This is a genomic window from Vibrio breoganii, from assembly GCF_001677275.1.
Lineage (GTDB): Bacteria > Pseudomonadota > Gammaproteobacteria > Enterobacterales > Vibrionaceae > Vibrio > Vibrio breoganii.
This window is the reverse complement of sequence record NZ_CP016177.1, coordinates 591,447-617,451: the sequence shown is the minus strand read 5'-3', so window position 1 is coordinate 617,451 and position 26,005 is coordinate 591,447. Positions and strand designations below refer to the sequence as shown.

The following is a 26,005-nucleotide window of genomic DNA, read 5'->3' as shown; positions in this document are numbered from 1 at the left end:
TATTATTTAATCATTCACAATTTGGGCGTGTTGGGACTGAATCATCACCTAATGGCCGATAAATACCCAAGCTTTCACTGGGTAATATAGTCTCAAAGCTTGGCATACTTATACTATCTCCCAAAATACTTTTAAGTAGCGAAAAAGCATAGCTATAATTCACAATTCTTGCGCGCACAAATCTTATATCCAGGAAAGTATCATTCGAAATAGTCCCCGTACCCGAGTAAAGGACATTCCCTTCATCATCCAAGTAGTCAATCTTGAGCATCTCTTTTTCATAACCGTAAGGAGCAAGAGCTTTAATGCTTGTTAAATCCGGAATTTTGGTTGCTTGATCCACGTAGCATACTGTAGCCAACCTAGCTCCCCGCCTTGTAACCTCATTTAACATTTGAAGAGAGAAAACAAAACGAGCAATCTCTATTATTCCAAAAAGTACAATCAACAATACTGCACTAACTACAGTAAACTCGATGATGGCCATTCCATTTTGCCGAGAGGTTTTATCTTTTGCAGCTGTTATCATGGTGCTGTCCTCATCGTAGAGGAGGCAGTCATGGTCACAGAGAAAGGCTCTCCACTAATTGGCATAGAGCTACTAAATACTGGTGTATAATCGTAACTAGCACTCACTGATAGATAGTCATCTACCGATTTATCAATAGATACATCACTTTTTGAGAGCCCAGGCAATATTGTGTCCGCCCCAGAAATAGTACTACCATATACCACTATTGTTTGAATATAGTCGTCAGAAGCTACATCACTTAAACGCTCAGTACCATAGACTTCAACCAGAGCCGCCCTAACACCACTTTGCAGCGACTTATTAAGCGTGGTGTAGTGTATAAACATACGACCTATCTCAAATAGTGCTGCCAGAATCAATATTAAAATCGGCAATACAAAAACCATTTCTATTGCGGCTAAACCGCGTATCTGTCGTAGCCCTTTCATGCTTACGCTCCTGATCCTACTGGATCTTTATAGAGCTGTATTTTGTAAGCACCTGAGTCACTAGGAGTTTGGCCAAAAGATGCATTATTCACTAAGCAGTTTGGTCTATATTCGGCTATTACCCCTTCTTTGCTTCCATTATTGCTAGGTGCTGGTTTTTTCATAAAGAAGCATCCAATAGTTACTACTGGTGCACTATAGCCATTACCACTTCCGGAGCCTTTGCTACAGTCAATTATTGGGATTTGCAACGTTCTTCTATATAATTCGCCATCATCAATATAGTTATTAGAATCAGTTTCGTTTACTAGTGCATCTTCATAGTCACTATATGTACCTTCACCTATCCACTTGTCCGAAGGGTATTCTTCGGATGAATCATCGTCAAATCGAGTATTTAAGCCTGCCGCAACGTTACCAATTGACCCACCAGGTTTAACGCCAACATTTTCACCTATTGTCAAACAGCCTTTATAGCCTCCAGCTAAATGATCACGAAGAACACTATGGTCATCAAGGAAGTCAAGTAAACCAAAGTTACCTGGAGCTTGAATATCATGTTCCTTCCAAGAAGAAGACTTTAATTCCTGCTCTTGTCCAACGGTATACCCACCATTTTTACTGTCATTACCATCAACAGCACACGCGGCCATAGGGACAAGGTTGCAAGTTTGTTCAACAGATGAACTAGGCCCAGCCACTGCACTTGCGGATACAGATTTTCCGATACCCAAAATACCAATCAAAAAGCTTTCCAATGCTACATCGGTAACTTCAACCCTGACGTAGGTGTCATCATTACTACCAACCACTCCAGGAAAAGATGTCGGATCGTTTGAAAATTGTATTTTCAAGGTAGCTTTATCTGACAGTTTCAAAGACAAAGACCCTTCGCCGAATGAGACATCTTGATCAACTGTAATATCAGAGTTCCCATCAAGTGATGAATAATTTTTAATAGTTGCAAGTACTGCGCTCGCAATTTGACTCTGAGTTGCATCTCCCGTATCTGCAACCACAGCCCCCGCCAAAGCAGCAGCGTCTACGCCATTTTGTATTCTTGATTTATTCAATACAACATGATTAACATCAATCGCAAGTGCTGCGAAGCCCAGCAGGACTGTCAAAGCTATTGTAAATAGAATAACAACCAAGCCAGATTGTTTGTGGTGCCCTCTATGTGCAAGTTTCATTGGAGCCTCCAAACCTTTTTCTATAACTCAAATCCTGATATAGCTATATTTTTACTAGCACCTTTATTATAGCCCTTGATTGAAGATTGAGCGCGTTCACCGCTACCTTCAGGAACTACTTCTTTGTTCAACTCGGTTGCTTGCGGATTATAAATTTGCTCATTTTTTACCAACGTCATCGCTTCGCCTAATCTTGGATTATTTGAACAGGCCGATAGGACTATAATCGCCAACAACAAAATCAATTTTTTAAGTTTCATAACTTGCTCCTTGCGCTACAAAGAATGTCCAAACTGACCTTCAGAACCACCACTGGCAGTAGAGGCTTGTACACGCTCTGTTGAATCCTGTTGTTTTGGCTTAATTCGTTCATTGTCGATATATGAAGATTTGCCAATTAGGTAGAACTCCATATCCGTTGGCTCGACAAATGCGTCAGTTGGTAGGGCAATTTTATCCCTATCAATCGGTTTAGCTAATCTAGGAGTGACTAAAATAACTAACTCCGTTTCACCAGAAACGTATTGTTTACTCTTGAACAAATTGCCAAGCACAGGTACGTCACCAATTCCTGGAACTTCATTTGCGACATCTCGAGAATTTTCGTTTAGTAACCCAGCTATACCAATAGTTTGACCATCAGCAAGCTCTATAGTTGATGAAGCACTACGCTTAGTAAGTGGAGGTACAATATACGACGCATTTACATCACCAGGGTTGTAAGATAATGCCCCGGAACTTGCTACCTCACTGACGTCGATCGCTAGCTCAAGATAGATTTTCTGATCGCTGAGTACGATAGGTGTGAAATCCACACTCACACCGTACTCTTTGTATTCGATTCCTATACCATCATCACTAGGGATAGGAATAGGAAACTCTCCCCCCGCCAAAAATTTTGCTTGAGAACCGCTAAGTGTTGTTAAATTAGGTTCAGCCAGTATCTTTGCTACACCATTTTCTTTCGCTATATCAAGTGCGAACGTAAACAGTGTATTACTATCTACAAAACCACCTAGGAAGCCAAAAGTATTCACACCGACCGGATCACCCACTATTGGAAGGATGGCACCACCAGATTCTCCAATACCACCACCAGCACTGGTTAACCCCCAAGTAAAATCACCACTTTGCTGAAAAAATCTAAAATTAGAATCGAAGGTTCTAACTAGTGATCTTTGCACTTCAGCAACTGTTACTTCCAACATTACTTGCTGAGCTCCACCTATAGTCATGAGGTTAATGACGCCGGATTCAGCTTGCCCTGCATTACCATCTGAGGCATTAACTGCCTCTCCAGCCGAATACGTTTGAGCGACCTTAACAGCGATGTTCATTTTCTCTTGACTACTAATTAAACCGCTTAGGATCAACTTATCCTGTGCACTATGAACCTGAATTTCCTCTTCAGGAAGAAACTCGTACAACTTAGCTTTCAAATTGTTGAGATCATGAGTCACCTCAATATTTAAAGATTCGATCAATCGACCCTGTGCATCCCAAGCCGATAAATTCGTAGAACCAAGCTTCTTACCAATCAAAAATAATTCGTCAGCTTTTAGCATTACGATATCAAGAACTTCAGGGTCTCCAAGAGAAACTCTTTTTGCCTTGCCCGAAATCTTTACATGTGTAGATTTATGCTGAGGTATTGTGATCGTATTACCTGATTGAGTCGTAGACGCAATAGAGACAGGCATTAATATCACAAGAGAAACAATAAATGCGAAAATCCTTTTCATAATAAACCTCAGTTATTTACGCGAACGTTAGACTGGTTAGTACCCTTGATAATAGTGACACTAGGAGGTGCCACGTATCTTCTAACAGGAGGATCGACTGCTTGAGGGTTACGAAGAGCCAATTGAATGGAACCTTTACTGTTCTCAGACAACAATCTCTCAGCTTGACGAGGTGTTACTTCAAGGGTGACTGCGCGAACTATTATCGGTTTGTTTTCGCTGGTTTTTGCAGTTTGGTCAACGGCTAACACTCTAATATTTTTCAGCACCGTCGAAGTCCGGTTGTTCACAGTATTTAGAATGTCGACTTTGTTTCCGGGCAAAAGGAAACCCGCCACGCCAATAACATCATTTACTCTAAGGGTTACAGCCCTTTTGTCTTCCGGAATGAGTACCGCTAAACTAGCGCCCTCATTTGGCCCACCAAAGTGAGATCGATGAATTAATTCTCCCTCAAACACTGGAGACTTTGAAACCATACCAATAAGCTCAGAATACTCAGTGATCTGATTGGCATTCTGCCATGCGGCTTCTAACTGTTTCTTAGTTAAATGCTTTTCCTCAATGACTGTGCCCTCAGGTATATCTACTGCAGCAACAACCGTAGGCTGTCTTTCTACTGTCTCTACTTTAACCTGAGGCTGTGACTGACCTTCCATCCACTGCTTGGCTACTAATACTGCACCTAAGCCAAATACGACTGACAGAATTAATAAGAAAAAAACTGTTCCTTTACTCATAATACTGAATCTCCCTGTTCGTCAGCAGTGAAATAAAGATCCCATGCTCTCTGTAATATAGCTGAATCTACCTGTGGAGCAATTTCTTCGAACTGAATAATGTCACGGCTTATGCCGAGAATATCTTTTGGGAGACATGGGAAATACCCTACTTTGTGCAAACTATGTAGGTTTAACAAAGATTCTATCGCTGACGGCGTTAATTCCAATTGTTTTATATTGGACAAATCTGACCACAATCTTAAGTAGTCGTTTTCAATCAAAGGCTGAAACTGAATTTTGTAACCCAATCGTCTTAAAAATGCGGGATCTGCTATTTTCTGTGGACTCAAGTTGGTCGAAAAGGCCATAGTGAGTACAAACGGGATGGTTATCTGTTGCCCATTTGGAAGAGATAGATAATCGTAGCTGTATTCCATGGGCACGATCCAACGATTCAATAGAGTAGCAACAGGCATAGGTTGCCTGCCCAAATCATCAATTACCAGAATCCCGTTATTAGCTATCATTTGCAGTGGTGCTATCCAGATTCGGTTGTGCTCAGAATGGTTAACTTCCAGCATTTCCATAGTAAGTTCGCCACCAACCTGAACATTTGGCCGTTCACACAATACCCAACGCTTGTCATAATGGCTTTTTAGGCTGATGACTTCTTTGTTATGACTGCTGTCTATAGGTTTATGATGTTGCTCGGAGAAAACTTTAATGATATTCCCTGCAGCATACACCGCGTGGGGTACATACACAGAAGTGTTCAGAGAGTTCAAAATTCTTGCCGCAACAAAGCTTTTACCTGTACCGGCATGCCCATAAAGTAGGAGGGCACGACCAGAGTTAATCGCAGGGCCCAAAACTTCTACCAGCCTATCTGAGCCGTAGACATCATCAAGAGCTCTCTCCACGTCAGGTCGAGTAATTAAATTTGCCCTTAAATCTTGGGCTTTAACCATCTCGTTATATCTGTTGAGTGGCACAGGAACAGGCCCTAGGTACGCATCTTTCTTAAAGGCTTGATCTGCTTGCAAATGGCCTTGCTCCGAAAGAGCATAACGAACGTGACTCTTGGCTGAATCAGAAAACAGAGACTGAGATGATGGTTGGAACACCTCAACTAACGCTTTTTTTCTCAAGTCAGCAAGAAGATCTTCAATGAGATGTGTCACTATACCCAAAAAGCGCGCTAGTTGAAGAACATCTGATTTTGGGCTGGCTGCGAGTTGCTTTAAAATCAAGTTCTCAACGACCGCTTCTGGTATCTCAAGTTCTTCAAAAGATGAGACTATTTTAGGTGCTTCGACCTGCGGAGTTAACGTTTGCATTATTGTTCATCCTTGAATGCATATAGTTAAATTTAGTTGAAATAATAGAACATCGCCATACCAATCATAACCGAGGGAGCAAATGGCATAACGAGTTTGTTTCCATAACGTATACTACTTCTCGGATTTCCTTTTGATTGTTCATCTAGGTCAGCTGTTCCTAAGTTAGAAATAGAGCCTTTTGAATTTATCAAATTCGCTCGATGAAAAAAGTAATAGAAAAAAGCGACTAAACCTCCGCCCATAAGTAGCCAGAACAATAGACTAGAAACATCTGGTGTAGCGGTTATAAACCCGACGACAAAAAGTAGCTTCACATCACCCGGAGACATAGCACGCAGGAAGAAGAAGAATAAGCCAATTCCAAATAGTATAAATGCGCTCGTTACCGATTGAACAAAAACATTAGCGTTAAAGCTGATCGTTAACTCTATGAGGCGAGTTATTATGATGACAACCAATAGAAAGTTTGGAATACGTTGCTCTCTCAAATCACAGAGAGAGACAGCAAAGAGAAGCAACCAGTAATGTTGCAAAGCAAGTCACCTTCGTATAAATAAATTACATTATGAGCATGGGTGTAAAAAAAGCCCGCTGAGCGAGCTTCTAAGGTTTCATGGCTCTTAACCTAATTCGTAGAAGTATTTTTACTATTTAGGTCTGCCATAGTGTTATTGAGACTGTTGATAAGCCCGCCTTCCAAGCTAGTGAAGACTGCAGTAATTGCTGCAACAAGCAAAGCCGCACCCAAAACATACTCCACTACAGTTAACCCTTCTTCGTCTTGGAAAAAACCAACGATTTGACTTTTGATATCCATATTTTTTGCTCTCCATAAATTGTACTATTCGCACTTTGTTCAAAGTTGCCCGTCGCCGAACATTTCAAATTCTAACTCAATGTTACTATTAATCAATTGTTTCATTGATCTTTGTGAGCATAATCAATTGTTGTCTGCAAACTTGTCGTCAACTCACCTTCTAATGCAACAAAAACTAGCGATATTGTCCCGACAAGCAATGCAGCGCCCAGTACATACTCAACAACAGTCAACCCCTGTTCGCTGCTTAAAAATCTAGTAAATCCTTTCATTTTTCACACCCCAACTCCAGGTTACTGGTCATAACTTGGTCTTTCCGTTTGAGTCTAGCTTCAGGCTTGAGTCTAGCTTCAGTATGGCGCATGATCAAATATTTAGTTTCACATGTCAGGGCAACTCATGTAATTTTCCTAAAAAAAACAGTATCTGATGACATGTAATAGTCCACTTAATTATTTGCTAATAAAATCTGGCTCCGAATGTATTTCAAATATAAACAACAACTACCTGCTATTTGTTAATATTAAAAAATCTCATATCATATCTAAATTACAATGTTCTTTAGGAGGATTAGCCCACATCTCAAGACTGATTTTATCGTCCCTAGAAATACTCACCTCATTATTTATAACTCTATCTATAGATAAGTAAAGCAAAGAAACAATGCAACAAAAAGCCATCAAACCAATAATTGACTTATATATCCAAACAGAGCAATCTACTTTTTTAATTCTGACAGTTTCATTGATCAATAGGCCAATAGATATCGCCCCAATAAATACTGATAGAGGGTAAATCAATACACCAGAAACAAGACTATAGGCTAGTGGGACTAATACACTTAGATTTACTATTCTATGTTTTATGGATTTACCAAATATAATTTTCTTGAATGAAGTAAGACATAAATAAATAAAACAGAGAGCGGGTAACACCCCCCATTGATAAGCTATGTACAGTACAGAGTTGTGGGGTATTGTGTGATCTGACTGATTACATGTGTATGATGCCGAGCCTTCACCAAGTAAACTAAGAATAGAAAATGTATCCTTCCAAATTTTAATTCTATTCATGTGATCATCTCTTACATCGATAATATCTTCGAAGAGAAATTCATAGCCAATAAAAAATATTTGAGGCATGGGAGCCAAAGTAACCACCTTCAACATAGTACCAAACAACACTGATACTAACAAAAACAGCACTGTAGACCTATTGAAACCCACTATAAAAAGCCACATAAACACTCCAACCAAAGACGAAATAGCTAGTCCTCGAGCATCCAAAGCATAAATGATAGTTATATTAACAGAAAACAATAGGGCGAAAGATATGTTACTCTTCTTTTTGTGGCATAAATATAAAAAATGCAAGCACGGAATAAAAATCCATGCTTGCATTTGATTCATAACACGTGGATTCAAGTAACCAAATATTGAATAATAATCAGGAACCTCTTCAAGAATAATAGTTACATATGTGTGCCCAATAAGAATATAAAAGTAGAAAGAAATTATCAAAAGAATAAAAAGCACATATGTCAATTTTCTATCAATATATAATGCAGTGGCCATTACAAGAATGAAAATAGACAGGAAATAAAAGGTAAAACTAGAGTTAACCAGATCATAATTGATAGCAAAATCAGAAAACAAAATTGCGCAAATAAAAACAAACACAGCTATCTTAATGTTAAATGGAAAGCTAAATGCCAAATAAACAATATCTTTCTTAACTCTATTACTAAAAAAAACAAATAGTAACAAAATAGCACTAGAAATTAATTGGTAATGTCTTTTGATGTCATATACATCAACAATGGATTCTCTAAAAACTATAATTATCGCACCTATAAGAATCATACCTATAAATGCAATAGTTAAATATAAATCACTTGCCTTTTTTAAGTTCATATTACAAAGATCGTAGCTATATATTATTCATTAACCATATATTACAAATGATAAATAATCAATGAACAACAATAACTTTTAATGCAAGTTACAAGCGGCAAGTAATTAATCGGTCAAATGGTAGGTTAAAGCTGATAAATTGTAAAGATTACGCTTCTTATCTTTATTATAATATTTCTAGTTTAGTATACTAGCTTTAGACATCAAAATAACACTTATCGATAATCGATTTTCTTTCTTATATTATAAAAAACAGGTTAACGTCAAACTGACTTTACGTTGGTCCTTCATTAAGTTTGGCGATAGGGTAATCCCCCCGAAAAATAAACGACATTCAATAGCATCAAGAATTACTTATAACAGTCAAAGTCAAAATTTATTAAATATTTTAACCTGACTTATGTTCTGAAATTAGCATTATTACTAATCTACTTAAAGTATGTTGTAGCTATATATTTGAATAATTTTTGCTCTTTTCTACCTCGACTTACATTGTCTAATAATAGCCCTATAAATAATGAAAACACTGAAATAATAGCAATTGAACTAGCCAATATAGCAGTAGGAAACCGTTTAACTAAGCCAGAGTCAAGGAAGTCAATAATTACTGGTGTACCTAACAATAAAGAAATAGTAATAAGTATAACAGATAGAGAACTAAAGAATAGCAAAGGTCTTACATCTCTTAAAATAAATATAATAAACTTAAGTATCTTAAATCCATCATGATAGGTTTTTAATTTACTACTTGTCCCGTCTGGTCTAGATGCGTAAATTGTTCTGACTTCTCTTGTTGGTATTTTATTCTGTAAAGCGTGAACGGTAAGCTCAGTTTCGACTTCAAAACCATCGCTAAATAGAGGAGTCGACTTAACAAACCTATTACTCATTACCCTATATCCTGAAAAAACATCTTCTAGATTCGAGTTGAAGGCAGTGTTCACTAAAAATGAGAAAAATTTGTTCCCAAGCACATGCCCTTTAGGGTAAGACTCTAGATCTCTAGAACGAGTGCCTACTATCATATCGAGATTATCTTCAATTAGCTGTGCAACAAGATCAGGGCAAACAGAAGCATCATAAGTATTATCGCCATCTGCCATTATGTATATATCGGCTTGAATATCAGCAAACATTCGGCGAACAACTTCACCTTTACCTTGCCGGTATTCTTTACGAATGGTGGCACCAGCTTCTTGTGCTTCTTTTATGGTGTCGTCCGTAGAATTATTATCGTAAACATAGATGGTTGCATTTGGAAGTGCCTTTTTGAATGCTTTAACGGTGTCCCCTATTGCGCCTTGTTCATTGTAACAAGGTAATAGCACTGCAATATCTAAATTATTCATAGTTACCTTTAAATCTAAATAGTTTATAGCTTTGTGTACTCTTGTCATTAATTAGTTCTAACCATTCTGGTGGTGTGCCAGATTTTAGCCTTTTGATTAATGAATCTTCATCAGATGAATAATAAAGATACTCAAGTTGATTATCTTTATTTATAAGTATGTATTCTATTTTATTTTCTATTAAGGAGTTTATTATTTCCTTATCATCGGACTCTAGAAAAGTATTTATTGACAGCGTGTTACCATAAATATTTCTGTGGTAAGGAGCAGCGACGATAGAGTTATTGGTTTTTGCTAGAATGGTGGTGCCCGTTTCTATGCCAGATAAAATTTTACTTTTTGATATTTCATATTCATTGAATATACTATAAACACTGCTAGCATTTTCATTTGTTTCTGGTTCGCTATCGTTTTTCTCGCCCCTTAAAATATCGAGTGATGTTATCAAAATAATAATAACAAATGGAATTCCAATTATAAGACTGAATACTGACATGAGTGTACTTTTAGTTTTTATTGATAAATTATAAAGTACATATGCTTGCAGAGGTGCACTTATTACAAAACAAGTGGTAATTGTACGTATCTGCCAGAAGAATGATATTAGTAAATACAGTAAGAGAATTATGTAGATAATATCCAGTTGTACTGTTCTATTCTTGAATAACGGATAACATAACGAAGGAATGAAAAACAAAATAAAATTACTAGTTGATATTAATCCTTTGCTTTGTATAAGGGATAACATTGATTGAGCCTCGATAACATTTCCCAACCAATACTCAGTTAATAAAGTCGGGTAGTTAGCATATGCACCTTGAACTAACTCTGGGAATATAATAATCAAAGGAATAAAAACAAATAATGCAATTGGTATTACTACAAGCATTTTAATATTATTAGGCTTGTTTTCTATAGGTAATTTACTAATAATTAATAATAATATACCACCAGAAACGAAACACCCTATAAAAGGAATTGATAACGAGTCATAATAAGGTGTACAAAACTCATTCAAAGGTCTATTCAATAGTGCAAATATTGTTCCAAATAAAGAAACCCCTAGACAGAGACAACCAAAGTAATTAAACCAAGAGTGCTTTATAAACAGGCAATAAAATGAGTATACACCTATGTAAATTGTAAATAACAAAAAATTATCTAGACCAATCCACATAGAGAGGGCAATTAATAAGGATTGTATAACAAACCTGACCCTAGATCTCACCTGCGAATCATTGAGCGGTGATATTGCTAAGAAAAGAGCAACAATAATTAGTTGTACATTATGATGATCAATTGAACCAGGAAAAAATTTTGTAATGGCGTGAGAACCAAGAACAAATATCATCCCGATAAATCTGAATTCCTTTCCCAGATAGTGATCTACAAATGCAAAAACTGCCAGAGCGAAACACAACATGTAAAAAAGTGGCACAACACTGATAGCAACATGTGAAGAAAGAACTAAACCTAGATACGGGGTCAATGCTAACGTTATTCCTGCTAATAAAAAATCAGGTACGCGAGACCAATGTATTAATACGCCATTCTCGGGGTTAAAGCGTGATATAGGCTCTAAGTACCAGTTACCGTTCTTTATCCAGTCCATAAACTGGACATAGCGCATATAATCATCATTATCCTTCAGGTCTAGATTGGAAATACTCTCCCAAGTTTGCGTGAACATAACGATTGAGATGCCAAACCAGCAGAAAACTATAAACAGGAGATCTTTTCTGTTTTCATGTACCCAATCCTTGAGCATTAAACACAATCCATTTCATTTAAACATATTAAAGAATGCAATATTTTCTTTTTTCATTCAAGACTAAATGTACGGTAATGACGGGCAAATTAGTTTATATGTAACGTTATGTGACCTAACAAAAACCTACTTGAAAGACATTGTTGAACGAAGCCGCTCTGCGGCAGAAAACCCAGCCCAATCCATACTCTTCATCGGCATTCTCATTCCGAGAATGTTCAAATGGAGAGCATCATTATGAACACCCAAGACCAACAACGCTTCGACATCCTGTATAAACAACATCTTACCAACCTCACCCTGCAAGGCAAACGCCCTGCGACTATCGATGCCTATTCCCGTGCGGTGCGTCGCATCAGTGCATTTTTTGACTGCGCTCCCGACACGCTTACCACACAACAGCTGAAACGCTACTTCGCGTCACTCATCCAAACCCACTCTTGGAGTACCGTGAAACTTGACCGCAACGGCCTACAGTTTTTCTATCGCTACACACTGAATAAGCAATGGGAATGGCTCGATATCGTCAAACCCCCTCAGGTCAAAAGACTGCCAGATATCCTTACGCCAGTGCAGGTGGGACTGCTCATCAGCATGACGAGGCAACAGCGCTACCAAGTGTTCTTTTTGACGCTTTATACCCTGGGGCTTCGCCTTGGCGAGGCGCTTAATCTGACTGTTCACGATATTGACGCCAGTGCCATGACCGTTCACATTCGAGAAGGAAAAGGCGGCAAAGACCGCGTACTTCCTCTGCCTAAGAGAACCTTGCACGCCCTGCGCGGGCACTGGTGCACGCATCATCACCCAAAATGGCTGTTTCCTGGTATCGGATCCAAAGCCGATAACCCCATGGACAGAGGTGGGATTCAAAAAGCCATGAAAGGGATCTTAAAAGACTGCCACATTCAATTAGCCATCACGCCCCATACGCTCAGGCATTGCTTCGCCACTCATTTGCTAGAGCAAGGACTCGATTTGCGCTCCCTACAACATTTGCTTGGGCACGGCAGCCTCAATACTACCGCAAGATACACCCGAAATCAGACGTGCGATCCACGCAATGCTCCGCTGTAAAACAACACATCAAGGGCAGTCGCAATGGTACTGCCAGCACTGTCACCACGATGACAGACTGCCCTTATCCTGTGGCCATCGACACTGCCCACAATGCCAACATCGCACCACCACAGACTGGCTCGAGCGACAAAAACGCAAGTTGTTGCCTGTCCACTATTACATGGTGACCTTTACCGTGCCGTACGAGCTCAGAGGGTTAGCACAAACGGATCCCAAAGCGCTTTATCAAACCATGTTTAAGGTTGCATCAGGTGTGCTAAAGGACTTTGCTGTGCGTGCTCAAGTGGGGCAACAAGGTTTTACCTCGGTGCTGCATACCCACAATCGTAAGCGCGACCTGCACCCTCATCTGCATGTCGTGGTGGCCGCAGGGGGCTATGACGCAGCAAAGCGCACTTGGTATAAAGGTAAGAAAGGCTACCTGTTTAATGCGTTCGCACTGGCGAAAGTATGGCGAGCTAGGCTGCTTGAAGCGCTCGCTCATGACGCTCACCTTCATCTGCCAACGGGTACCCCTGCCCAATGGGTCGTGGACTGCCGAAAGGTCGGCTACGGCCTGCCTGCACTGAAGTATCTGTCACGCTATCTTTACCGAGGTGTTTTGCCTGACAAAGACATCCTCGAGATCTCAGAGACGGCAGTCACTTTCCGTTACCAAGACAGTCAAACACAGTGTACCGAAACCCGCTCGTTACCTGTGCTCGAGTTCCTGTGGCTTATCTTGCAGCACGTGCTGCCCAAAGGGCTGCAACGGGTTCGAGACTATGGATTTATGCATGGCAATGCGAGGCGGTTAAGGCTGGCTATCTTACTCTTGCTGGCACCACAGTGGATCGGTCCGATGCCAACGTCGCTCCCTGTGCACAGCAAAGCCGTACGAACGTGCCCTTGTTGCGAGCACGAAATGGTGTGCGTTGGGATCACCCGACCGAGCTAGCCAGCTGACGAGCCGAAAGGTGCTCGCTTATAAGGATAATGGTGCAATGAACACCGCGGAGGTCTAACACGTAAAAGAGACACAGGACAACTATCGGCTTGGGCAGATCGTCAATGAGCGGCTCAATGGCTTCGTTCGGCTTGAAGACGCGAGGGGAGCCTAAACCCCTCTTGCTCAGACTGAGCAAATTACTAATAAAGGTGTCACCGTGACGGGCTTGTTCAACAACCAGATAAAGTGTCGGCTGGGCGACACTGATCCTTATTTGTTGTAGTTTCCCCACTATTGATTTGTTTCCTAAGCCTGCTAGTAACAGGGTGACCGCATGAGTGCCTAGTTTTTCACCACTCGAGTAAAACCAGCACTTAATACTGCCTCTAGCATCGATGTATTCATCATGCAGCGCTTTTGCTTACCAACAATGCTTAGCTTGGTTGGCTCTTCTCGGAGCATGTTCAAGCTCATATGACGTAGGCATGATAGGTTCTCTGCACCGTGATCTTTGTATATCAGGCATGCATCTTCATTCATGGTGACATCAAGTACCCAGTGCATTGACTCTATGCCCCAATGTTCTCTGACAGCCATAGCAGCTTGCTCTGCACTAAGCTCTTTGGAGCTGATGTAATAACGGTACTCTAGGTCGACAGATTTATCTTTCTCAAGGCGAAAGTTTTCAACCATCACAATGCTCTTCAAGCCTTTCCAGCGAGAGAAATTACCTTCAAGTTTTGCACTGTCAAAAACATAGCATTGACGAGACTCTATACGGCCATGTCCTTGCTCAAGAGAGATGTTATCAGCCACATTGGCTCGCTGAGAAGAGAATGCCTTTTCTATTGCTTGTCGGAGTTTTCCTTGGTTGCTCTTTACGGCAAGCAGGTAGTCTCCACCTTGATCTACAATGGCTTTAGCAATCTTGGTTTGACAGGCCATAGCATCAATAGTTACTAGGGCCCCCTTGATATCGAGCATCTTTATCAATTCAGGGATCGCTGTAATTTCATTGCTTTTTTGTTCGGTTTTTAGCTGTCCCAGTACGAGCTTGTTGGACGACGCATAAGCACTAATCATATGAATGGTGCTCGTCCTGTCTTCACGATTATATGAGCCGCGAAGTGTTTTTCCATCAATCGCAATCACTTGACCTTCGGTGAGAGTATGAATTGATGACATCCAGTTAATGAAGCACTCATGGAACTGTTCGGGTTCAATGGTAGAGATGATACGAGCTATTGTGTCATCAGCAGGAATACCATTCAAAAACAAGTCATTACGCTTAAACCAATCATGATGACCGAGAATGTATTCACGAATATCGAACCAACCTTTCGCGCCTGCAATCACTGCACATAGCGAGCCAAAAAGGACTTCAAACAGGCAATATGTGACCTTTGCACCTTGGCGTTGGTCGATAATCGTTTGAAAATGTTCTTTGAAGTGGTCAATGTGCATGATGCTCTCCCTAAAAAGGGAGTATATGATCACAGCTAAATGTGATCGTCAAATCAATCGTGATTTTGATTGAAAAACGTTCACGATCTCACCCTGCTGCTAGTAACTAGTTGATGCAAGTTCTTAAATCTACTCTACAATTTTATTGCGACCAACAATCTAAAATAGGGAGAGTTTTACCTTGAATGACAGCATTATCGAGTCTTCAGATTTGAAGAACGGGTTCACCAACCCACCTTGCACAATCCCACCACCCAACGAGCTTATCCTTAAGTGGGCTCATGAGCGCCCAAATGAGGTTTACCTCAAGCAGATAATCGACCGAGAGTTTGTCGAGTACACCTATTCTGAAGTCGCTAACATGGCTTTAAAGTTGGTTAGTGCACTGCGGGAGTTGGGGTTAGAACCTAGAGATAAGGTAGCTTTTGTATCAAAAAACTGTGTTGAATGGTTTATTACAGACTTGGCCTTGATGCTTGGCGACTTTATCAGTGTTCCTATTTTCCCGACGGCTGGGGCGGACACGATAGAATATTGCTTAACTCATAGTGAGAGTAAGGTTCTTATTGCGGGTAAGCTTGATGATGCGCATGCAACTTCTGAGGTTATGAAGCGACTGCCTGAGCTCATCACTATCTCTTTCCCTTACGATTCTGCGCCTGAATGTCAGTATAAATTTGCACAGTTAATTCATGATGCAATACCTCATGATGAACATCCTCAGCATCACGATGACAAGCTTATGTCTATTGTGTATACCTCAGGCACCTCTGGAGTTCCTAAGGGCGCTATGCTTACTTATGGTGCTTTTAGCTGGTCGGTGAAAAATCTTGTAGACCACATCGGAATTAAACCCGGCGATAGGATGTTCTCTTACCTACCGCTAGCGCACATTACCGAGCGGGTGTATATCTTTGGTTCATCTATTCAAGCAGGGTTAGAAACGGCGTTTCCTGAATCATTAGAAACCTTCATTGAAGATGTGAAAATGCATCGCCCTACTCTGTTTATTTCTGTTCCTCGTTTGTGGACTCTTTTCCAGCAGCGAATTCAAGATAAGCTTCCTCCGAAGAAACTGAATCTTCTACTTAAGATCCCAATTCTAAATTCAATCATTAAGAAGAAGATCGTTGATGGTTTAGGCTTAGATCAAGGGCGAGTTCTAGGGTGTGGCTCTGCGCCTATTAGCCCGGCAATATTGGAGTGGTACCACAAGGTAGGTATTAATATTACCGAAGCATGGGGGATGACAGAGACCTTCGCCTACAGCACGTTAAGCTATCCTTTCAACGCGTCAAAAATCGGTACTGTAGGTCAAGCTGGGCCAGGTATTGAGCTAAAAATTGCAGAGGACGAAGAAATCCTTGTGCGCAGTAAAGGGATGTTCTCGGGTTACTATAAGAACGACGAAGCGACAGCTAGAGCGTTCGATAAGGATGGTTGGCTACACACTGGAGACATCGGCTCTATCGATTCGGAAGGTTACCTGACTATTCAAGGGCGCAAGAAGGATACATTCAAGACCGCCAAAGGCAAATTTGTCGCTCCAGTGCCAATAGAGAAAGCAGTCATCGAAGTTGCTCGTGTGGAAATGCTTTGTCTCGTCGGACTAGGAATGCCTGCTCCTATCCTGCTGATTGTGCCACATGATTTTCCTAATTTTGATAAAGATAGATACGAGAAAAGTATCGCCAAAGCCATTACGCATATCAATGAGAAGCTGGAAGGGCACGAGAAAATAAAAGGCGTACTGCTTATCAAGGAGCCGTGGAGTATTGAGAATGAGATACTCACACCTACCCTGAAAATCAAACGACATGTACTAGAGAAGAAGTACCACGATGTCGGTGCCGAGTGGCCTAAGGATAAGTTCGTGGTCTGGGAAGAATAGCCTGGGTTCTGGGTTCTGGGTTCTAGAAAAATACAAAAAGCCCCGATAGCTTTCACTATCGGGGCTTTCTTTTAGCTATTTAAGAAGAAACAATTACTTGTTTTCTTTCTCAGCTTTAGCTTTAGCAATTACTTCTTCTGCCACGTTCATTGGGCATGCTGCGTAGTGAGAGAACTCCATAGAGAACTGACCACGACCAGAAGTGATTGTACGTAGGTGACCGATGTAGCCGAACATCTCAGAAAGAGGTACGTCAGCTTTAATACGAACACCAGTAGCGCCAGCTTGTTGATCTTTGATCATACCACGACGACGGTTAAGGTCACCGATAACGTCACCTACGTGATCGTCTGGAGTGAACACGTCAACGTGCATGATTGGCTCAAGAAGTTGAGCGCCAGCTTTAGGCATTGATTGACGGAATGCGCCTTTCGCTGCGATTTCAAATGCGATTGCAGATGAATCCACTGCGTGGAAGCCACCGTCGAATAGTTCAACTTCAACGTCTAGAGTTGGGAAACCAGCAAGAACACCGTTTTCCATCATAGATGCAAAACCTTTCTCAACTGCAGGCCAGAATTCCTTAGGAACGTTACCACCAACAACTGTTGATTTGAACGAGAAGCCTGAACCAGCTTCGCCTGGCTTGATACGGTAGTCGATCTTACCGAACTGACCAGAACCACCAGACTGTTTCTTATGCGTGTAGCTATCTTCAATTGGTTGAGTGATAGTTTCACGGTAAGCAACCTGAGGAGCACCAACAGTTAGGTCAACACCGTAAGTACGCTTAAGGATGTCAACTTTGATGTCTAGGTGAAGCTCACCCATACCTTTAAGGATGGTTTCGCCAGTTTCTTCGTCAGTTTCAACTTGGAAAGATGGATCTTCTGCAACCATTTTACCGATAGCGATACCCATTTTCTCAGAACCGCCTTTATCTTTTGGAGATACAGCGATAGAGATTACTGGAGTTGGGAATACCATTGGCTCTAGTGTAACAGGGTCTTTTGGATCACATAGAGTGTGACCAGTTTGAACGTTCTTCATACCAACGATCGCAATGATGTCACCAGCTTGTGCGCTAGTTAGTTCGTTACGGTCATCAGCTTGCATCTCAACCATACGGCCAACACGCTCTGTTTTACCAGTGAATGAGTTCAAGATGGTGTCGCCTTTGTTCAATTTACCAGAGTAAATACGAACGAAAGTTAGAGCACCGAAGCGGTCATCCATGATTTTGAATGCAAGCGCTTTGAATGTTTCGTCAGCAGACACGATAGCGTGCTGACCATTTTCGTTGCCTTCTTCATCCATAAGAGGTTGAGGATCAACTTCTGTTGGAGAAGGTAGGTAATCAACAACTGCGTCAAGAACGATTTGTACGCCCTTGTTCTTAAATGCAGAACCACAGAATGTTGGGAAGAACGATAGGTTTTGAGTACCTTTACGGATACAACGCTTAACGTCTTCGATAGAAGGCTCTTCGCCGTCCATGTAAGCCATCATTAGGTCATCGTCTTGCTCAACAGCAGTCTCGATTAGCTCTTCACGGTATTGCTCTACGTCATCAACCATGTCCGCAGGAACATCTTGGATTTCGTAGTTTTCAGGAAGACCAGTGTCATCCCAAACGTATGCTTTGCGAGTTAGAAGGTCTACAACACCCACGAAGTCATCTTCGCGGCCGATTGGTAGAACCATAACTAGAGGAGTAGCACCTAGAACGTTTTTAACTTGGTCAACAACGTTGTAGAAGTCTGCGCCCATACGGTCTAGTTTGTTAACGAAGATCAGACGAGATACTTCTGATTCGTTAGCGTAACGCCAGTTAGTTTCTGATTGAGGCTCAACACCACCAGAACCACAGAATACGCCGATACCGCCATCAAGTACTTTAAGAGAACGGTAAACTTCAACTGTGAAGTCAACGTGTCCAGGAGTATCGATAACGTTTAGACGGTGATCGTTCCAGAAACAGCTTACTGCTGCTGACTGGATAGTAATACCGCGCTCAGCTTCCTGTTCCATGAAGTCAGTAGTTGATTCACCATCATGAACTTCACCAGTTTTGTGGATCTGGCCGGTAAGCTTTAGGATACGCTCAGTCGTCGTGGTTTTACCCGCATCAACGTGCGCGAAAATACCAATATTTCTGTATTTTGATAAATCAGTCATCGTTTTACTCTATCAATAGGATATAAAATGCGCGCAGAGTATACCACAATCTGACTAGACTGATAGCTCTGTGTGCTTGTTGAGCGAAATTTTCGCCCTTTTCTTTTCAATCCAAGAACTATAGATGAGAATCAAGCGCGTGAAAAGCGTCTTTAGACCTTGGCGGTAATATTATTTATAGAACCCGTTATTACATTTCATCAAACGCTTGAATCGCTTCAGAAAGGTTCTTTACAGCGTGGATTTGCATACCCGCGATGCCACCTTTAGGCATATTTGCCGCAGGAACAATGGCTTTAGTAAAGCCATGTTTAAAGGCTTCATTTAGGCGTTCTTGACCGCTAGGCACTGGGCGAATCTCTCCTGCAAGGCCCACTTCACCGAAGATCACCACATCTTTTGGTAGCGCTCTATCTTTAAAGCTGGAGAGCAAAGCCATTAATAAGGCAAGATCGGCGCTGGTTTCAGTGACCTTAACCCCGCCCACCACATTGACGAACACATCTTGGTCTGCCATCTGCAGCCCGCCATGTTTATGAAGTACTGCAAGAAGCATTGATAGTCGGTTTTGTTCAAGACCCACAGCCACTCGTCTAGGGTTGGCCAATTGCGAGTAGTCCACCAGCGCTTGGATCTCTACAAGCAGTGGCCTAGTACCTTCCCAGATAACCATAACCGAACTGCCAGAGGTTTGTTCTTCACCGCGAGACAAGAAGATAGCGGATGGATTAGACACCTCTTTAAGTCCCTGCCCTGTCATGGCGAAAACACCCAATTCATTCACCGCGCCAAAACGGTTCTTATGGCTACGCAAGGTTCTAAAGCGGCTGTCTGCGCCACCATCAAGCAATACAGAACAGTCAATAATATGCTCAAGCACCTTTGGACCGGCTAGAGAGCCATCTTTAGTGACGTGGCCAACCAAAAATACCGCGACATTATTTTGCTTAGCAAATCGCGTTAGCGTCGTTGCCGACTCGCGAACTTGCGCTACGGTCCCCGGGGACGATTGAACATCAGAGACATGCATTACCTGAATGGAGTCGATGACCATGATCTTAGGCTGCTCTTTTTCTGCCACCTGACAAATCTTGTCAACGTTGGTTTCAGAGAGCATCTTAAGATTGTCTTTCGGCAGGCCAAGGCGAGAGGCGCGCATGGCTACCTGCTGCAAGGACTCCTCTCCCGTAACATACAAGGTGGGCATATCCGCGGCTAAGCGACACATGGTTTGCAATAGCAAGGTTGACTTACCTGCACCTGGGCTGCCACCAATCAAGATGGCGGCTCCAGGTACAATACCCCCACCCATGACTCGGTCGAATTCTTTGAAGGTACTGGTGAACCTAGGCACATCTTGCAGATCAATATCGGCGAGCATTTGCACCTTAGATTGCTCAGCGCTTCCCGCATAACCGCTTAATCGCTCGTTGCGTGCCACTTGCGGAGATGCGGCTAAACGCACCTCTGTGACGGTATTCCAAGCACCACATGCACTGCACTGACCTTGCCAGCGCGGAAAGTCTGCGCCGCAGTCATTACAGACGTAAGCCGTTTTTACTTTTGCCATTAAAGATTCTTTGTTTGTAGGGTTTGTAAGACGTGGCTTGCCGAAAGGAGACACAGCACACCACCAAGGTCGGCATAGTTTACCGCAGTCTGAGCTTGTTCGACTACCTTTGGCTTAGCATGATAAGCGATACCTAAACCCGCAGCAGCCATCATTACCAAGTCATTGGCGCCATCGCCCACAGCGATGCAGTTACTTTTCTCAAACTGATAATCATTTCTTAACTGCTCTAGAATATCGGCCTTGGTTTGCGCCGACACTACATCGCCCACAACGCTTCCTGTAAGTTTGCCTTCGATGATTTCTAGTTGATTAGACTGTGCAAAATCCAGTTCGAGCAACTCTTTAAGATGATTGGAGAAATAGGTGAAACCGCCAGATGCCACAGCCACCTTCCAGCCGCACGCTTTAAGCCCTTCGATAAGCAATTTAGCTTCAGCCATCAATGGTAATACACTGCGCACCTCTTTAAGGATGGATTCATCTGCATCAACAAGCTTAGCAACGCGCTGTCTCAAACTCTGCTCAAAATCCAGCTCGCCTTGCATTGCACGCTCTGTGACCTCGGAAACTTCCTCTCCCACACCGGCAAGCTTTGCTATTTCATCGATGCACTCTATTTCAATTAAGGTTGAGTCCATATCAAACAGGGCAAGACCTGGTTCACTCATATCGGGCAAATCAGTAAGATGAGCAAAGTCGGCCTTATTGGCTGCTAATAAGGCTGACATTTTTTCTACCAATGTACTTTTGGTTAATAGCACCTGATAGCGACCGACGTTCCAAGTTGCAAATTGCTCATCAATGGCAAACAACTGGCTTAGCACGTCATTGCTACCGTCAGCAAAGACAACAGCCAGTTCGCTGCGGCTAAAATCTGTCAACGGGGTAAGGGTTTGTAATTCTTTGACTTCCATGAATATTCAAATCCGTTTTGGGGATAACATTACCCTCAACTTACCCTATTGCAATTTGTTTGCGCAAGTCTCACTATGCAATGGCATACATTAATTACGTTTAGCAAAATGAAAGAATCTCTATTTTCACTGCGTCGATTTATAAAACTGATATTTATTGGCTTACTGGTTTTGATGCTAGTCGCAATTGTGCGTAATAGCGTTTATATCAGCCAAGGTAATCAGCAAATCCAAACTAAGCAGTTACAAACGCTGACCAAGCTATTGATTTCTCAGGCAGCATTAAGTGCTAGTGACTTTTTGGTGACCGAGGATCAAGAAAAGCTTCGCTATCTCGCGAATCAGCTGGCGCGCGATACTTTAGTGTCGGATGCGACTGTGTATGACAATAGCGGTGTGAAAATCGCCTCTAGTACCAATGCGAAGACGGTGCGTGAATCATTAGGTATGGATACACCTTTGGGTTCTGAAGGAATTGGCAAGCAGCAATTGGTTGAGCCTATCTTTTCTCAAGATGCCATTATCGGCTATGTGCGTATTACCTTTGAAAAAGGGCGCGTTACGGCCTTTTCCGATCACCACTATCGCAACAGTGATAGAGCGATGTTCCTGATGATCATGATGAGCTTCTTGTCTGGGGTTCTGCTAACGCTTGTCCTAAGAAGAAAATAGTCCTGCAAAGAAAATCACCACATAAAAAAAGCTTGGCCCTCTTTCAGGAACCAAGCTTTTGTCTTTTCTAAACTGAGAAGATTATTCAGCGTCGCCTAGTAATACAGACTCTAGAGCCACAACCATCATTTCATTGAACGTAGTTGCACGCTCATCTGAAGTTGTCACTTCACCACGTTTGATGTGGTCAGAAACAGTACAAATAGCCAGACACTTAGCGCCATACTCAGCCGCAAGACCGTACATACCAGCGGCTTCCATTTCCACACCTAGAATGCCGTACTTGTCCATAACATCGAACATTTCAGGATCTGGCGTGTAGAACAGCTCAGCTGAGAATAGGTTACCTACTTTTACGTTAATACCCAGTTTTTGCGCTGCAAGCTCTGCGTTTCTGGCCATGCCGTAGTCAGCAATCGCTGCAAAGTCATGGTCTTTAAAGCGGATGCGGTTCACTTTTGAGTCAGTACATGCACCAATACCAATTACAACATCGCGAAGATTCACATCATCACGCACAGCGCCACAGCTACCAACGCGAATGATCTTTTTAACGCCGTAATCTTTGATTAACTCAGTGGCATAGATAGAACATGATGGGATACCCATACCGTGTCCCATTACAGAAATCTTACGACCCTTGTAAGTACCAGTGAAGCCGTACATGTTTCGCACGTCACACACCTGAACCACGTCTTCTAAGAAGGTCTCAGCAATGTATTTAGCGCGTAGCGGGTCACCAGGCATCAATACTACGTCAGAGAAATCACCCATTTCTGCATTAATATGAGGAGTAGCCATTTTATCTTTCCTTTTCTAATTTGTTTTTAGTTAGGGTCAACAGGCCCTATTAGCGCAATTTTTGACTTCCTTGATTAAAGGAAGTTAGTTCCGTAATCCATCTTTGAAGTCTGGAAGTAGTGAGCCAAGCTCTGACCGATGTCAGCAAAGGTAGAGCGGCGACCTAATGAGCCAGCCTCAATCTTATGCCCGTAAACCAATACTGGAATATGTTCACGAGTATGATCGGTACCTTCCCATGTTGGGTCACAGCCATGATCTGCAGTAAGAATAAGCACATCATTAGGCTCTAAAATCTCAAGAATTTCGGGCAAACGCTTGTCAAAATACTCAAGAGCAGCGGCGTATCCAGGTACGTCGCGGCGGTGGCCATAAGCCGAGTCAAAATCAACAAAGTTGGTAAAGACGATGCTGTTGTCTTCGGCTTTTTTCACCTGCTCAAGGGTCAGATCAAATAGGTCTTCTAGGCCCGTCGCTTTTTCTTTCTTGGTAATGCCGCAGTTCGCGTAGATATCGGCAATTTTACCTATGGAGATCACCTCACCCTGCTTCTCATCAACCAGTTTTTGCAACACGGTAGCTGCAGGTGGCTCAACTGAAAGATCGCGACGGTTACCAGTACGCTTGAACTCTCCCGCTTTATCGCCAACAAATGGACGCGCGATAACACGACCAATGTTGTAGTCTTCTAGCTCTTCACGAACGATATGACAAAGCTCAAGTAGGTTGTCTAAGCCGTAGGTTTCTTCATGACACGCAATCTGAAATACAGAGTCTGCGGAGGTATAGAAGATTGGCTTACCGGTTTGCATATGCTCTTCGCCAAGGTCGTCTAATACCTGAGTACCTGAAGCGTGACAGTTGCCTAGGTAACCTTTAAGGCCTGCACGCTCAACGATTCTGTCGAGCAACTCTTGAGGGAAGCTATTCTGTTTATCGGTAAAGTAACCCCAATCAAACAGCACCGGTACGCCAGCCATTTCCCAGTGACCCGATGGAGTATCTTTACCTGACGAAAGCTCTGCCGCATGACCGTAGGCGCCAATGATGTCGGCATTGGCATCTAAACCGATAGGGAAGCTTCCCGTTGACTCTTTAGCCGCTAAACCCAAGCCCAGACGCGATAGGTTTGGCAGGGTCAATGGACCGCTACGAGTATCGTTGTCAGCCAGGCCCTTTGCACATTGCTCAGCAATATGCCCCAAGGTATCAGACCCTACATCGCCGAATTTATCAGCATCCTCTGTAGCGCCAATACCAAATGAATCTAATACTAAAATTATGGCTCGTTTCATTACTGTATCCTCGGCCTATAGGTCTTCAGCTCGTATCTTCGCGTACACGTTTGGTGTCGCTTGATACTGAGATTTTTCACCAATTTGAATCGCAGCTTTAAGTGAATTAGCCGCTTCTTGCCATTGCTGTTCGTTGCGAGCATGAATCACCGCAAGAGGCTGATTCGCATCAACAGCATCACCTAAGCGCGCAAACTGGTCAAAGCCCACAGCGTAATCAATACTGTCTGTTGCAACTCGGCGACCACCACCCATGCCAACCACCGCCATACCAATGGCGCGAGTGTCCATGCCGATGATCGTACCGCTTGTATCGGCAAATACTGGCTTGATGATCTCGGCTTGTGGTAAGTACTTATTATAGTTGTTCACAAAATCGGACGGGCCACCAAGGCCTGCGACCATCTTGTTAAAACACTCTGCCGCTTTGCCATTATCCAACACCGTCATTAGCATCTCTTCGGCTTGCTCTGTGGACTCAGCTAACTTGCCAAGTACCAGCATTTCGCAGCATGACGCCATAGTGACTTCAAGAAGACGAGGATTACGATATTCGCCCGTCAAGAAGCGAACGGCTTCTCGCACTTCTACTGCGTTACCTGCAGAAGATGCCAACACTTGGTTCATATCGGTAAGAATAGCAGTCGTCTTTGTGCCAGCGCCGTTAGCAACAGCCACTATAGAACGTGCGAGTTCTTCAGAGGCTTCATAGGTTGGCATGAAAGCGCCAGAACCCACTTTCACATCCATCACTAATGAATCAAGCCCTGCGGCCAATTTCTTAGACAGAATAGAGGCCGTGATCAGTGAGATGTTATCTACAGTTGCTGTGATATCGCGGGTGGCATAAACACGCTTATCAGCAGGAGCTAAGTCGCCGGTTTGCCCTATAATGGCCACGCCAGCTTCTTTGGTTACCTTGCCAAAGACATCGTTGTTTGGAGTAATGTTGTAACCCGGAATAGACTCAAGTTTATCCAACGTGCCGCCGGTATGGCCTAAGCCACGGCCTGAGATCATGGGCACAAAACCACCACATGCCGCAACCATAGGGCCGAGCATTAAAGAGGTCACATCACCCACGCCACCCGTAGAATGCTTATCAACGATAGGACCATCAAAGTTCATATGGCTCCAATCAATCACCATGCCAGAATCACGCATTGCACAGGTGAGTGCAATTCGCTCAGGCATCGTCATTTCGTTGAAAAAGATGGTCATTGCAAATGCCGCTATTTGTCCTTCAGAGACAGTATTTTTAGCGACACCTTGAATAAAGAAGTTGATTTCATCCGCTGTAAGGATTTCGCCATCACGCTTTTTGCGAATGATTTCTTGAGGTAAATACATAAAGCCCTACCTTAGATTATTATTATGAAAAACAAAGGCTCGTTACTCTATGAAA

General features: G+C 42.5%; 24 protein-coding genes. 4 read left to right on the top strand and 20 right to left on the bottom strand.

Annotated elements, in window-relative coordinates:
* Positions 1-10 precede the first annotated feature (10 nt).
* The 13 genes from A6E01_RS02930 to A6E01_RS02870 all read right to left on the bottom strand — a co-directional run bounded on the left by A6E01_RS02930 (position 11) and on the right by A6E01_RS02870 (position 11,804).
* Positions 11-529, bottom strand: a complete 519-nt coding sequence (locus tag A6E01_RS02930) for a TadE family protein (RefSeq protein ID WP_065209523.1) — start codon at positions 527-529, stop codon at positions 11-13.
* Entirely contained in the window at positions 526-960 is a 435-nt protein-coding gene (locus A6E01_RS02925) for a TadE/TadG family type IV pilus assembly protein (RefSeq protein ID WP_017029185.1), read from the bottom strand. Before A6E01_RS02925 ends, A6E01_RS02930 begins: the two co-directional genes overlap by 4 nt.
* Positions 961-962: 2 nt before the next feature.
* On the bottom strand, positions 963-2,153 hold the full coding sequence (locus A6E01_RS02920; RefSeq protein ID WP_017029184.1) for a pilus assembly protein TadG-related protein: 1,191 nt from the start codon (positions 2,151-2,153) through the stop codon (positions 963-965).
* A gap of 20 nt (positions 2,154-2,173) precedes the next feature.
* Complete coding sequence (locus A6E01_RS02915; RefSeq protein ID WP_017029183.1) at positions 2,174-2,413, bottom strand: hypothetical protein; 240 nt, start codon at positions 2,411-2,413, stop codon at positions 2,174-2,176.
* A 15-nt stretch (positions 2,414-2,428) separates the two neighbouring features.
* Positions 2,429-3,895 carry a type II and III secretion system protein family protein gene (locus tag A6E01_RS02910; protein WP_026026213.1) on the bottom strand — a complete coding sequence of 489 codons (1,467 nt, stop codon included), beginning with the start codon at positions 3,893-3,895 and terminating at the stop codon, positions 2,429-2,431.
* A gap of 8 nt (positions 3,896-3,903) precedes the next feature.
* Entirely contained in the window at positions 3,904-4,635 is a 732-nt protein-coding gene (cpaB, locus tag A6E01_RS02905) for a Flp pilus assembly protein CpaB (protein ID WP_017029181.1), read from the bottom strand.
* The gene (locus tag A6E01_RS02900) at positions 4,632-5,954 is read right to left on the bottom strand and encodes an AAA family ATPase (protein ID WP_065209522.1); all 1,323 of its coding nucleotides are present in this window, start codon (positions 5,952-5,954) and stop codon (positions 4,632-4,634) included. Before A6E01_RS02900 ends, cpaB begins: the two co-directional genes overlap by 4 nt.
* A 32-nt stretch (positions 5,955-5,986) precedes the next feature.
* A complete protein-coding gene (locus A6E01_RS02895) occupies positions 5,987-6,490 on the bottom strand; it encodes a prepilin peptidase (RefSeq protein WP_065209521.1) in 504 nt (167 codons plus the stop codon).
* 92 nt (positions 6,491-6,582) lie between these two features.
* Positions 6,583-6,774: a Flp family type IVb pilin gene (locus A6E01_RS02890; protein ID WP_065209520.1), complete on the bottom strand. Its 192-nt coding sequence runs from the start codon at positions 6,772-6,774 to the stop codon at positions 6,583-6,585.
* A 101-nt stretch (positions 6,775-6,875) separates the two neighbouring features.
* Positions 6,876-7,046, bottom strand: coding sequence for a Flp family type IVb pilin (locus A6E01_RS02885; protein WP_065209519.1), 171 nt, complete (start codon positions 7,044-7,046; stop codon positions 6,876-6,878).
* A 261-nt stretch (positions 7,047-7,307) separates the two neighbouring features.
* Positions 7,308-8,687, bottom strand: a complete 1,380-nt coding sequence (locus A6E01_RS02880) for a hypothetical protein (RefSeq protein ID WP_065209518.1) — start codon at positions 8,685-8,687, stop codon at positions 7,308-7,310.
* A 428-nt stretch (positions 8,688-9,115) separates the two neighbouring features.
* Positions 9,116-10,036 (bottom strand): glycosyltransferase family 2 protein, encoded by a 921-nt coding sequence (locus tag A6E01_RS02875; protein ID WP_065209517.1) that lies wholly within the window; start codon positions 10,034-10,036, stop codon positions 9,116-9,118.
* The gene (locus A6E01_RS02870) at positions 10,029-11,804 is read right to left on the bottom strand and encodes a hypothetical protein (RefSeq protein WP_065209516.1); all 1,776 of its coding nucleotides are present in this window, start codon (positions 11,802-11,804) and stop codon (positions 10,029-10,031) included. Before A6E01_RS02870 ends, A6E01_RS02875 begins: the two co-directional genes overlap by 8 nt.
* A 237-nt stretch (positions 11,805-12,041) precedes the next feature.
* Here A6E01_RS02870 and A6E01_RS02865 point away from each other — a divergent pair, with 237 nt between their 5' ends.
* Positions 12,042-12,881 carry a site-specific integrase gene (locus A6E01_RS02865; protein WP_065209515.1) on the top strand — a complete coding sequence of 280 codons (840 nt, stop codon included), beginning with the start codon at positions 12,042-12,044 and terminating at the stop codon, positions 12,879-12,881.
* Positions 12,799-13,821, top strand: coding sequence for an IS91 family transposase (locus A6E01_RS02860; protein WP_237334510.1), 1,023 nt, complete (start codon positions 12,799-12,801; stop codon positions 13,819-13,821). The genes A6E01_RS02865 and A6E01_RS02860 overlap by 83 nt, the downstream gene beginning before the upstream one ends.
* 333 nt (positions 13,822-14,154) lie before the next feature.
* Here the strand turns inward: A6E01_RS02860 and A6E01_RS02850 are convergent, their stop codons facing one another.
* On the bottom strand, positions 14,155-15,276 hold the full coding sequence (locus A6E01_RS02850) for an ISAs1 family transposase (protein WP_065209512.1): 1,122 nt from the start codon (positions 15,274-15,276) through the stop codon (positions 14,155-14,157).
* A gap of 181 nt (positions 15,277-15,457) precedes the next feature.
* On the opposite strand from A6E01_RS02850, the gene A6E01_RS02845 reads away from it, so the two are divergent.
* Positions 15,458-17,167, top strand: coding sequence for an AMP-binding protein (locus A6E01_RS02845; protein ID WP_418368973.1), 1,710 nt, complete (start codon positions 15,458-15,460; stop codon positions 17,165-17,167).
* 93 nt (positions 17,168-17,260) lie between these two features.
* Here the strand turns inward: A6E01_RS02845 and fusA are convergent, their stop codons facing one another.
* The 3 genes from fusA to serB form a co-directional block, all read right to left on the bottom strand.
* Complete coding sequence (gene fusA, locus A6E01_RS02840; protein WP_065209511.1) at positions 17,261-19,345, bottom strand: elongation factor G; 2,085 nt, start codon at positions 19,343-19,345, stop codon at positions 17,261-17,263.
* 190 nt (positions 19,346-19,535) lie between these two features.
* On the bottom strand, positions 19,536-20,915 hold the full coding sequence (gene radA / locus A6E01_RS02835; RefSeq protein ID WP_017028877.1) for a DNA repair protein RadA: 1,380 nt from the start codon (positions 20,913-20,915) through the stop codon (positions 19,536-19,538).
* Complete coding sequence (serB, locus tag A6E01_RS02830) at positions 20,915-21,832, bottom strand: phosphoserine phosphatase SerB (RefSeq protein ID WP_065209510.1); 918 nt, start codon at positions 21,830-21,832, stop codon at positions 20,915-20,917. The genes radA and serB overlap by 1 nt, the downstream gene beginning before the upstream one ends.
* A 108-nt stretch (positions 21,833-21,940) precedes the next feature.
* Here serB and A6E01_RS02825 point away from each other — a divergent pair, with 108 nt between their 5' ends.
* Positions 21,941-22,504 carry a YtjB family periplasmic protein gene (locus A6E01_RS02825; protein ID WP_017028879.1) on the top strand — a complete coding sequence of 188 codons (564 nt, stop codon included), beginning with the start codon at positions 21,941-21,943 and terminating at the stop codon, positions 22,502-22,504.
* An 81-nt stretch (positions 22,505-22,585) separates the two neighbouring features.
* On the opposite strand, the gene deoD is transcribed toward A6E01_RS02825, so the two are convergent.
* From deoD to deoA, 3 genes are all read right to left on the bottom strand, one after another.
* The gene (gene deoD / locus A6E01_RS02820) at positions 22,586-23,305 is read right to left on the bottom strand and encodes a purine-nucleoside phosphorylase (RefSeq protein ID WP_017031223.1); all 720 of its coding nucleotides are present in this window, start codon (positions 23,303-23,305) and stop codon (positions 22,586-22,588) included.
* Positions 23,306-23,379: 74 nt separating this feature from the next.
* Positions 23,380-24,600 (bottom strand): phosphopentomutase, encoded by a 1,221-nt coding sequence (deoB, locus tag A6E01_RS02815; protein ID WP_065209509.1) that lies wholly within the window; start codon positions 24,598-24,600, stop codon positions 23,380-23,382.
* 15 nt (positions 24,601-24,615) lie between these two features.
* Positions 24,616-25,950, bottom strand: a complete 1,335-nt coding sequence (gene deoA, locus A6E01_RS02810; RefSeq protein ID WP_065209508.1) for a thymidine phosphorylase — start codon at positions 25,948-25,950, stop codon at positions 24,616-24,618.
* Positions 25,951-26,005: the final 55 nt, after the last annotated feature.

Excerpts from the sequence above, each read along its gene's own strand:
- A6E01_RS02930 (WP_065209523.1), bottom strand. The coding sequence starts at position 529 with ATGATAACAGCTGCAAAAGATAAAACCTCTCGGCAAAATGGAATGGCC.
- A6E01_RS02925 (WP_017029185.1), bottom strand. The coding sequence starts at position 960 with ATGAAAGGGCTACGACAGATACGCGGTTTAGCCGCAATAGAAATGGTT.
- A6E01_RS02920 (WP_017029184.1), bottom strand. The coding sequence starts at position 2,153 with ATGAAACTTGCACATAGAGGGCACCACAAACAATCTGGCTTGGTTGTT.
- A6E01_RS02915 (WP_017029183.1), bottom strand. The coding sequence starts at position 2,413 with ATGAAACTTAAAAAATTGATTTTGTTGTTGGCGATTATAGTCCTATCG.
- A6E01_RS02910 (WP_026026213.1), bottom strand. The coding sequence starts at position 3,895 with ATGAAAAGGATTTTCGCATTTATTGTTTCTCTTGTGATATTAATGCCT.
- cpaB (WP_017029181.1), bottom strand. The coding sequence starts at position 4,635 with ATGAGTAAAGGAACAGTTTTTTTCTTATTAATTCTGTCAGTCGTATTT.
- A6E01_RS02900 (WP_065209522.1), bottom strand. The coding sequence starts at position 5,954 with ATGCAAACGTTAACTCCGCAGGTCGAAGCACCTAAAATAGTCTCATCT.
- A6E01_RS02890 (WP_065209520.1), bottom strand. The coding sequence starts at position 6,774 with ATGGATATCAAAAGTCAAATCGTTGGTTTTTTCCAAGACGAAGAAGGG.
- A6E01_RS02885 (WP_065209519.1), bottom strand. The coding sequence starts at position 7,046 with ATGAAAGGATTTACTAGATTTTTAAGCAGCGAACAGGGGTTGACTGTT.
- A6E01_RS02880 (WP_065209518.1), bottom strand. The coding sequence starts at position 8,687 with ATGAACTTAAAAAAGGCAAGTGATTTATATTTAACTATTGCATTTATA.
- A6E01_RS02875 (WP_065209517.1), bottom strand. The coding sequence starts at position 10,036 with ATGAATAATTTAGATATTGCAGTGCTATTACCTTGTTACAATGAACAA.
- A6E01_RS02870 (WP_065209516.1), bottom strand. The coding sequence starts at position 11,804 with ATGCTCAAGGATTGGGTACATGAAAACAGAAAAGATCTCCTGTTTATA.
- A6E01_RS02865 (WP_065209515.1), top strand. The coding sequence starts at position 12,042 with ATGAACACCCAAGACCAACAACGCTTCGACATCCTGTATAAACAACAT.
- A6E01_RS02850 (WP_065209512.1), bottom strand. The coding sequence starts at position 15,276 with ATGCACATTGACCACTTCAAAGAACATTTTCAAACGATTATCGACCAA.
- fusA (WP_065209511.1), bottom strand. The coding sequence starts at position 19,345 with ATGACTGATTTATCAAAATACAGAAATATTGGTATTTTCGCGCACGTT.
- radA (WP_017028877.1), bottom strand. The coding sequence starts at position 20,915 with ATGGCAAAAGTAAAAACGGCTTACGTCTGTAATGACTGCGGCGCAGAC.
- serB (WP_065209510.1), bottom strand. The coding sequence starts at position 21,832 with ATGGAAGTCAAAGAATTACAAACCCTTACCCCGTTGACAGATTTTAGC.
- A6E01_RS02825 (WP_017028879.1), top strand. The coding sequence starts at position 21,941 with ATGAAAGAATCTCTATTTTCACTGCGTCGATTTATAAAACTGATATTT.
- deoD (WP_017031223.1), bottom strand. The coding sequence starts at position 23,305 with ATGGCTACTCCTCATATTAATGCAGAAATGGGTGATTTCTCTGACGTA.
- deoB (WP_065209509.1), bottom strand. The coding sequence starts at position 24,600 with ATGAAACGAGCCATAATTTTAGTATTAGATTCATTTGGTATTGGCGCT.
- deoA (WP_065209508.1), bottom strand. The coding sequence starts at position 25,950 with ATGTATTTACCTCAAGAAATCATTCGCAAAAAGCGTGATGGCGAAATC.